The 8821-nt window shown below is 62.0% G+C and carries 8 protein-coding genes; 3 read left to right on the top strand and 5 right to left on the bottom strand.

Features of this window, described 5'->3' with window-relative positions; genetic code table 11:
- Positions 1-149: 149 nt before the first annotated feature.
- The 3 genes from bfr to ACNFCJ_RS22090 form a co-directional block, all read right to left on the bottom strand.
- Positions 150-620, bottom strand: a complete 471-nt coding sequence (gene bfr, locus ACNFCJ_RS22100) for a bacterioferritin (RefSeq protein ID WP_003462607.1) — start codon at positions 618-620, stop codon at positions 150-152.
- A 269-nt stretch (positions 621-889) separates the two neighbouring features.
- Positions 890-2419: a glycerol-3-phosphate dehydrogenase gene (gene glpD / locus ACNFCJ_RS22095; RefSeq protein WP_416773653.1), complete on the bottom strand. Its 1530-nt coding sequence runs from the start codon at positions 2417-2419 to the stop codon at positions 890-892.
- Between the two features lie 212 nt (positions 2420-2631).
- Positions 2632-3390: a DeoR/GlpR family DNA-binding transcription regulator gene (locus ACNFCJ_RS22090; RefSeq protein WP_416773652.1), complete on the bottom strand. Its 759-nt coding sequence runs from the start codon at positions 3388-3390 to the stop codon at positions 2632-2634.
- Between the two features lie 98 nt (positions 3391-3488).
- Here ACNFCJ_RS22090 and ybaK point away from each other — a divergent pair, with 98 nt between their 5' ends.
- The 3 genes from ybaK (at position 3489) to ACNFCJ_RS22075 (ending at position 6463) form a co-directional block, all read left to right on the top strand.
- Entirely contained in the window at positions 3489-3959 is a 471-nt protein-coding gene (gene ybaK, locus ACNFCJ_RS22085) for a Cys-tRNA(Pro) deacylase (protein WP_104728835.1), read from the top strand.
- Positions 3960-4041: 82 nt separating this feature from the next.
- Positions 4042-5529 carry a glycerol kinase GlpK gene (gene glpK, locus ACNFCJ_RS22080; protein WP_416773651.1) on the top strand — a complete coding sequence of 496 codons (1488 nt, stop codon included), beginning with the start codon at positions 4042-4044 and terminating at the stop codon, positions 5527-5529.
- Between the two features lie 127 nt (positions 5530-5656).
- On the top strand, positions 5657-6463 hold the full coding sequence (locus ACNFCJ_RS22075) for a PhzF family phenazine biosynthesis protein (protein WP_416773650.1): 807 nt from the start codon (positions 5657-5659) through the stop codon (positions 6461-6463).
- On the opposite strand, the gene ACNFCJ_RS22070 is transcribed toward ACNFCJ_RS22075, so the two are convergent.
- Both ACNFCJ_RS22070 and argF read right to left on the bottom strand, forming a co-directional pair.
- The gene (locus ACNFCJ_RS22070; protein WP_416773649.1) at positions 6464-7570 is read right to left on the bottom strand and encodes an ABC transporter ATP-binding protein; all 1107 of its coding nucleotides are present in this window, start codon (positions 7568-7570) and stop codon (positions 6464-6466) included.
- Positions 7567-8487, bottom strand: a complete 921-nt coding sequence (gene argF, locus ACNFCJ_RS22065) for an ornithine carbamoyltransferase (protein WP_416773648.1) — start codon at positions 8485-8487, stop codon at positions 7567-7569. Before argF ends, ACNFCJ_RS22070 begins: the two co-directional genes overlap by 4 nt.
- Positions 8488-8821 lie beyond the last annotated feature (334 nt).

The raw sequence follows: 8821 nt of genomic DNA, 5'->3' as shown, positions 1-8821 counted from the left end.
AGTGCCAAGGCGCGGGAAAGTCGCATAAAAAATCCGATGCTCAAAACAAGCATCGGATTTTCGTTTCAGCGCGCAGAAGGTCAAGCTGTAGCGCTTAACTGACTGGCATTAAGCCATAGGCTCCCGTTCTTTTATGTAGCGGGTAAGGCTTATTCGTCCATCTGCGACTGCAGGTAGTTCTGCAGGCCTACTGCTTCGATCAGGCTCAGCTGGGTTTCCAGCCAGTCGATGTGATCTTCCTCGGAGCAGAGGATTTCTTCCAGCAGTTCGCGGCTGGCGTAGTCACCAATGCTCTCGCAATAGGCAATGGCAGCCTTCAGGTCGCCATGGGCCTTGTGCTCGATCTTCAGGTCGCATTCGAGCATTTCCTTGGTGTTTTCACCGATCAGGATCTTGCCCAGATCCTGCAGGTTCGGAATGCCCTCAAGGAACAGGATGCGCTTGATCAGCTTGTCGGCGTGCTTCATCTCGTCGATGGACTCGTGGTACTCATGCTCGCCGAGTTTTTTCAGGCCCCAGTCTTCATACATGCGCGCATGCAGGAAGTACTGGTTGATGGCGACCAGTTCGTTACCAAGAATCTTGTTCAGGTGTTGAATGACCTTCTTGTCGCCTTTCATGACCGCTCCTGCAGTTTCAATGACAGTGATAGCCTTGAATTTTCGGCCTCGTTCTTCTTTATGTCAAACCTAAGTGTTTGAAACATAAGTAAAAATAAAACCGAATAAGAATGTTTTTATTCCGCATCATGGCGCCAAGTTATTGAATTGACGCAATAAATAAGTTGCTGAAAGTTCAGGCATGACGCCATCGGGCAACTAGCGCCGGTATTTTATTTTTTCGCGCCTATAAAAAAGCCCCGCAAAGCGGGGCATGGGGCACGCAGAATTCAGGCGGCGTGAGCCGAATGCGGGTCGTGGCTATTCAGGTAGTCCTGCAGACGTGTCTGCTGCGCCGGGCTCATGAACAGGCCCAGCTTACTGCGCCGCCAGAGGATGTCGGCGCTGCTGCGCGCCCACTCTTCGCGGCGCAGGTAGTCCACTTCGCGGATGTAGAGCCCGGCACCCAGGTGTTCGCCAAGGTCGGTGAGGTTGTGCACGCCATCGAGCAGTCGCCAGGTGCGGCTGCCATAGCTGCTGGCCCAGCGTCTGGCCAGGCTGGTGGGCAACCAGCCGTGGCGTTCGCAGAGTGCTTCAACCAGGGCGCTCTGGCTTTGCAGATCTTCGCCGCCGGGCAACGGGGCACTGGCTGTCCAGCTCGGGCCCAGTTTCGTGAAGTGCGGCGCCAGCTGTTGCATGGCGGACTCTGCCAGCTTGCGGTAGGTGGTCAGCTTGCCGCCGAAGACCGACAGCAACGGCGCTTCGCCCGGCGCACCGGAGAGTGACAGGGTGTAGTCACGGGTAATGGCCGACGGCTCATCGGATTCGTCGTCGCACAGCGGACGTACGCCTGCGAAGCTGTGCAGCACATCGTCGCGGCTGAGCTGCTGTTTGAAATGGTCATTGACCACTTTGAGCAGGTAGTCGGTTTCCTCGGCAGTGATCGTGACCTGAGCAGGGTCGCCCTGGTATTCACGGTCGGTGGTACCGATCAGGGTGAAGCGCTCCAGATAAGGGATGGCGAAGACGATGCGGCGGTCTTCGTTTTGCAGGATGTAGGCCTGCTCGCCTTCGTACAGGCGCGGCACGACGATGTGGCTGCCCTGGATAAGACGAATGCCATACGGCGATTGCTGCTTGAGGTCGTCACGAATGAAGCGAGCGACCCAGGGGCCGGCGGCATTGACCAGCGCCCGTGCACGGATGGACAGCAGGCTGCCGTCGCTGCGTTCCAGATGGATATGCCACAGGCCCTTGCTGCGTCGGGCGCTGACGCAACGGGTGCGCGGGTGAATGTGCGCGCCTTTTTCCCGTGCGGCCATGGCGTTGAGTACCACCAGGCGGGCGTCGTCCACCCAGCAGTCGGAATATTCGAAGCCGCGGCTGATCTCCGCCTTCAGCGGGCTGCCGGCGCCGAAACGCAGGCCGCGTGAGGCCGGCAGGCACTCACGTTTGCCCAGGTGATCGTAGAGGAACAGGCCGGCGCGAATCATCCAGGCCGGACGCAGATGCGGGCGGTGCGGCAGAACGAAGCGCATCGGCTTGACGATATGCGGCGCCTTGGCCAGCAGCACTTCGCGCTCGGCCAGGGCCTCACGCACCAGGCGAAACTCATGGTGTTCCAGATAGCGCAGGCCGCCGTGGATCAACTTGCTGCTGGCCGAAGAGGTGTGGCTGGCCAGGTCATCCTTTTCGCAAAGGAACACGGAAAGGCCACGACCGGCTGCATCGGCTGCGATGCCCGCTCCATTGATACCACCGCCAACGACCGCGAGGTCATAGACTTCCGCAACGGGGCTGGCGAACTGGTCGTGGGGCATGTGGCACGCTCGGCTATTTGGATTCGAATGTGTTTATGTTCACTTTCGAAAATATGCTAGACGAAGATGCGCAGTTTCGCTACCCCGGCACGCGATTGCGCGCCGAGCGGTACTTAGGGATGGGGTTTGCTGTAGTTGTAGAGCGGGTGTAATCCGCCGATACGTCGCCGGCGGGTTGCACCCGCCCTACGCGATAGCCGTTGAGAGGCCAGTCAAACCAGGTCGAGTTGAACCTTGTGGCTGTGCAGCAGGCGGGTGATGGCAGCCGACGGCGCGCTGTCGGTGAAGACGCGGTCGACCAGGGCGATGGAGCCCAGGCGTACCACGGCGTTGCGGCCGAACTTGCTGGAGTCGGCGGCTAGGAAGACCTGTCTGGCGTTGTCGATGATCGCCTGGGAAACCCGTACTTCCTGGTAGTCGAAGTCGAGCAGACTGCCGTCGTCGTCGATACCGCTGATGCCGACGATGGCGTAATCGACCTTGAATTGCTGGATGAAATCCACTGCGGCCTGGCCGACGATACCGCCGTCGCCGCGCACCGTGCCACCGGCCACCAGTACCTCGAAGTCGGCCTTGGCGCTGAGCTGGGCGGCGACGTGCAGGTTGTTGGTGATGATCTTTAGTCCCTTGTGGTTCTGCAGCTCGCGGGCGATGGCTTCGGTGGTGGTGCCGATGTTGATGAACAGCGAGGCTTGATCGGGGATCTGCGCGGCCACCGCCTCGGCGATGCGTTGTTTCTCCTCGCGCATCTGCCCCGCGCGCATGCCGTAGGCGGTGTTCTGAATGCTTGACGATTCGCAGGCCGCGCCGCCATGGGTACGGCGCAACAGGCCGTGCTCGGCCAGCTGGTTGATGTCGCGGCGAATGGTCTGCGGGGTCACGGCGAACGCCTGGGCCAGTTCGTCGATGCTGACGTAGCCGCGTTCACGGGCGAGGTTGAGAATGTCGTGCTGGCGCGGAGCGAGGTTCATGAGCGCTTCCTGTGATGGTCACTCATTATAGGGTGTGGCGGTGGTGGATTTGGGCCTGTTACTGTAAGGCATCTTTTATCGCGTTTTCACATTCGAACATGACTCCCGCAATCGATCTGTTGAAAAAGGCCAAGGCCGAACACCGTGTGCACAGCTACCAGCACGATCCCAAGGCGCCGTCCTACGGGCTGGAGGCGGCCGAGAAGCTGGGGCTGGCACCCGAGTGCGTGTACAAGACCCTGCTCGCAGCGACCGAGAAGGGCGAGCTGCTGGTGGCGGTCGTGCCGGTGGCGGGCAGCCTCGATCTCAAGGCGCTGGCAGCAGCTGCGGGGGCGAAGAAAGCGGACATGGCCGACCCGGCAGCCGCACAGCGCGCCACCGGTTATCTGGTTGGCGGCATCAGCCCGCTAGGGCAGAAGAAGCGCCTGCGTACCTTTATCGACGAAAGTGCACGCCAGCATCCTACCATTCACGTCAGTGGTGGCCGGCGAGGGCTGGAGCTGGAGCTCTCGGCCGAGACCCTGGCACAGCACACTCAGGGGCAGTTCGCCGCTATCGGCAAAGCCTGAAACGAGCAGTATGCTGCCAGCAAAATAAGCCATTCTGCGGTCAACAGCAGCGAACGTTACCGATAACAACAAGGAATCTTGCATGACCCAATACCTGCTAGCCATCGACCAGGGCACCACCAGCTCCCGCGCCATCATCTTCAGTGCCCAGGGATTGCCGGTTGCGCGCGCCCAGCAGGAGTTCAAGCAGTACTTCCCGCAGGATGGCTGGGTCGAGCACGACGGTGAGGAGATATGGTCCTCCACGCTCAAGGTTTGCCGCGATGCGATTGCCAGCAGCGGTCTGCAGCCCGAGGCGATTGCCGCCATCGGCATCACCAACCAGCGCGAAACCACCCTGGTGTGGGATGCCGTCAGTGGTACGCCCATCCATCCGGCCATCGTCTGGCAGGATCGTCGCACCGCCGACTATTGCGCCGGGCTCAAGGAGCAAGGCCACGAGGCGGCGGTCTCGGCCAAGACCGGCCTACTGATCGATCCGTATTTTTCCGCCACCAAGCTGCGCTGGATACTGGAGAACGTACCCGGTGCCCGGGAGCGGGCCGAGCGCGGTGAGCTGCGCTTCGGTACCGTCGACAGCTTCCTGCTGTGGCGTCTGACCGATGGCAAGGTGCACCGCACCGACGCCAGCAACGCCTCGCGCACGCTGATGTTCAACATACATACCCAACAGTGGGACGAAGAGCTGCTCAAGCTGTTCGAGATCCCGGCCAGCCTGCTGCCCGAGGTGCTCGACTGCGCTGCCGAGTTCGGTCACACCGACAGCGCGCTGCTCGGCGCCAGTATTCCGGTGCTGGGCATGGCCGGTGACCAGCAGGCGGCCCTGATCGGCCAGGCCTGCTTCGAGCCGGGCATGGTCAAGAGCACCTACGGCACTGGCTGTTTCATGATCCAGAACACTGGCGATCAGCCAGTGAGTTCGAAGAACCGTCTGCTGACCACGGTCGGCTATCGCCTCAATGGCAAGGTCACCTACGCGGTGGAGGGCAGTATCTTCGTCGCAGGCGCGGCGGTGCAGTGGTTGCGTGACGGTATCAAGCTGATCAGCCATGCGCGCGAAAGCGAGGCGCTGGCCGAGGCCACCGGTGAAGCCTGCGGCGTCTACCTGGTGCCGGCATTCACCGGCCTGGGGGCGCCGTATTGGGACCCCAAAGCGCGCGGTGCCATCTTCGGCCTGACCCGCGATACCGGGATCAAGGAGATCGTCACCGCCGGCCTGCAGTCGGTGTGCTACCAGACCCGTGACCTGCTCGAGGCCATGCGCCAGGACGGCGCGGCGGCGCCTAGCGCCCTGCGTGTCGACGGCGGCATGGTAGAGAACAACTGGGTCATGCAGTTTCTCGCCGACATTCTCGGCGTCAGTGTCGAACGCCCGGAGGTCACCGAGACCACTGCGCTCGGCGTCGCCTATCTGGCAGGCTTGAAGCTAGGCTTGTACCAGGACCTGAACGCCATCGCCAGTCATTGGCATCGTCAGCAGCGTTTCGAGCCGCGGATGAACGATGCACATCGCGAACGCCTTTACGCTGGTTGGCTGGATGCGGTGAAGCGGGTGCGCAGCGAGCCCTGAAGCACCCTGGGATCGTAGAAGCGGTTTTAGCCGCGATGCTCGGGCTTAACTGGAAAACAGCAACTGTATCTGTTGCGGCTTACCTGGCGTAGGCATGCTGGCGGCTCTAATCTGGCCGGAATGCAGCATGCCTCTCGAATTCCATCAAGTTGACGCCTTTACCGATCAGCCGTTCGCGGGCAATCCCGCCATGGTCTATCGCCTGAATGCCTGGCTCGACGATGCCCTGATGCAGCGCATCGCTGCCGAGCACAACCTGGCCGAGACCGCATTCGTGGTGAAAGAGAGCGGTGCCTGGCATATCCGCTGGTTCACCCCAGTCAGCGAGGTGCCGCTGTGCGGGCATGCCACCCTGGCGGCGGCCAAGGTGCTGTTCGACATCTATCAGGAATCGGCCGAGGTGCTGGATTTCACCTGCTTGTCCGGAGCGCTGCAGGTCACCCGGCAGGGCGAACGTCTGCAACTGGATTTCCCGGTGCGGCGCGCGGAGTTGGTGACGCGGGAATTACACGAGCAGGCCGAGCGTGCGCTGGAGCGTCAGGTGGAGCAGGTACTGGCGCTGGGTAATGCTGATGGCAGCGTGCAGGAACTGATGATGGTGCTGGATTCCGAGGCAGAACTCCGCGAGCTGAAGCCGAACCTGCCCGCGCTGGCTACCTTGCCTGGGCTTGGCGTGCTGGTCACGGCTGCCGGGGCCCAACATGACTTCGTTTCGCGCTACTTCGCGCCCAGTATCGGTATCGATGAAGACCCGGTCACCGGTTCGACCCACTGCATCCTGATGCCCTATTGGGTCGAGCGCCTGGGCCGCAATACGCTCAGCGCTTTCCAGTGTTCGGCGCGTGGCGGCGAGCTGCGTTGTCGTCTGGAGGGTGAGCGGGTGAAGATCGCTGGCCACGCGCGGCATATCGCCAGTGGCCAGCTGATGCTCTGATCAGTTGCTGCTGACTCGGCGCACGCCAGCTGATTCGCTCAGCTGCAATTGCGCGGCGACGCTGCCAAGGGCCGGGAAGGCCACCAGGTGGTCGGCGGCGATGCGGATACCTACTTCGTCGCCCGGCTGGTGATCGGCATGACTGGGGAAGATCGATTCCAGCTGGCTGCCGGTCGGTAGTTGCAGGCGATAGAGCGTGGCCGCGCCGAGGAAGGTCTTGCCGGAGATACGCGCCTTCAGTTCGCTGCTTTCGTCCGGAACGATGTCGTCCGGGCGCAGTAATACGTCCACCGCGCTGCCCTGCGCCCAGGTATAGGCACGGTTGCCGCGGATAATACCGAGTTCGGTCTGCACCGTTTCCGGGCTGAGCAACTGGCCGCGGATGAAGTAACCCTGGCCAATGAAGCTGGCGACGAAAGGTGTCAGCGGCTCGTGGTAGAGGTTGAACGGCGTGTCCCACTGCTCCAGACGGCCATCCTTGAACACGCCGACGTGATCGCTGACGGCGAAGGCTTCTTCCTGATCGTGGGTCACCAGGATGGCGCTGGTGCCGCGCGTCTTGAGTATCTCGCGCACTTCATGGCTCAGGCGCCGACGCAGTTCGCCATCGAGGTTGGAAAAGGGCTCGTCGAGCAGCAGCAGCTTCGGCTCCGGTGCCAGGGCGCGGGCCAGGGCCACGCGTTGTTGCTGGCCGCCGGACAGTTCATGCGGGTAACGTTTGGCCAGGTGCCCGAGCTTGACCAGTTCCAGCAGCTCCTGGGTGATGCGCTCGGCATTGGCGTGCTTGCGAATGCCAAAGGCGACGTTCTCCGCCACGCTCAGGTGCGGGAACAGAGCATAGTCCTGAAACACCATGCCGATCTGGCGTTTCTCCGGTGCCAGGGTGAAACCGGCGCGGGAGATGATTTCACCGTCGAGCTCGATCTCACCTTCGAGCACCGGCTCGAAACCGGCAATGGCGCGCAGTGTGGTGGTCTTGCCGCAGCCGGAAGGGCCCAGCAGGCAGCCGATATCGCCAGCGTTGAGGTGCAGGTCGAGATCCTGCACCACCTTGTGGCTGTGGTAGCCGCAGTTCAGCCCGCGTAGCTGCAGCAGCGGCTGGCTCATGCGTGATGGTACGCCGGCTCGACCAGCAGTTCGAGCAGCGCCTTCTGCGCGTGCAGGCGGTTCTCGGCCTGGGCCCAGGCAACCGAGCGTGGGTCGTCGAGCATGTCGAGGCTGATTTCCTCACCGCGGTGCGCCGGCAGGCAGTGCATGAACAGCACGTCCGGTGCGGCGTTATCGAGCAGTGCGGGGCTGACCTGGTAAGGACGGAACAGCGCCATGCGCTGCTGGGCTTCGTCTTCCTGGCCCATGGAGGCCCATACATCGGTGCTCACCAGATGAGCGCCGGTCACGGCTTCGCGCGGGTCACGCAGCACCTGCACACGGTCGCCGGCCAGCGCGAGGAAGCGCGCGTCCGGCTCGTAACCCTCGGGGCAGGCGACCTTGAGCTGGAAATCGAACTGGATCGCCGCTTCGATATAGGAGTTGCACATGTTGTTGCCGTCGCCGATCCAGGCCACCGTCTTGCCGGCGATGCTGCCGCGATGCTCGAGGAAGGTCTGCATGTCGGCCAGCAGTTGGCAGGGATGCAGGTCATCGGACAGGCCATTGATCACCGGAACTTTCGATTTGGCGGCGAAATCGGTGAGGTTGCTATGGGCGAAGGTACGGATCATCACGGCGTCGAGCATGCTCGACATGACGATGGCGGCATCGCCGATCGGCTCGCCACGGCCCAGCTGGGTGTCGCGCGGCGAGAGGAAGATGGCCTGGCCGCCGAGCTGGATCATGCCGGCTTCGAACGACAGACGGGTGCGGGTCGAGGCCTTCTCGAAGATCATACCCAGCACGCGATTCTTCAGCGGCTCGAACAGCACGCCGCGGTTGCGCAGGTCCTTCAGCTCGATGGCTCGGCGGATCAACCCCACCAGTTCGTCCGGTGTGTAATCCATCATCGAGAGGAAGTGTCTGACGCTCATCGTTAACTACCTTTATCACTACAGTTCGCAAGCCTGTGCCCGGTGACAAAACCGACAAAAACAGCAGAGCTTGCGGCAGGAGGCCGCAGGGTGCGACGAAACAGGGGAAGGCGCGATCCTATAAGGAAATGACGAGACGGCGCAAGTTACCGGCTGCGCAGGCGCAGAATCCTGTTTTACAAGCCTTTTTGCCAAAGCTTTGGCGCCAGCGAAATCGAGAACGGCAGCGCCTGAATCGGCACCCATGATGGCTGCCGATTCACGGGACGAACGCTGCTGGCGTCGTCCCGGTGCTCGCCCCATAGTGCGAAACCTGCGACCTGACCGGTCGTCT

Source organism: Pseudomonas sp. NY15364 (assembly GCF_048068235.1).
In the GTDB taxonomy this organism is placed as follows: domain Bacteria; phylum Pseudomonadota; class Gammaproteobacteria; order Pseudomonadales; family Pseudomonadaceae; genus Aquipseudomonas; species Aquipseudomonas mendocina_D.
Note: the sequence above shows the minus strand (reverse complement) of the source record. Positions and strands in the feature narration are given on the sequence as shown.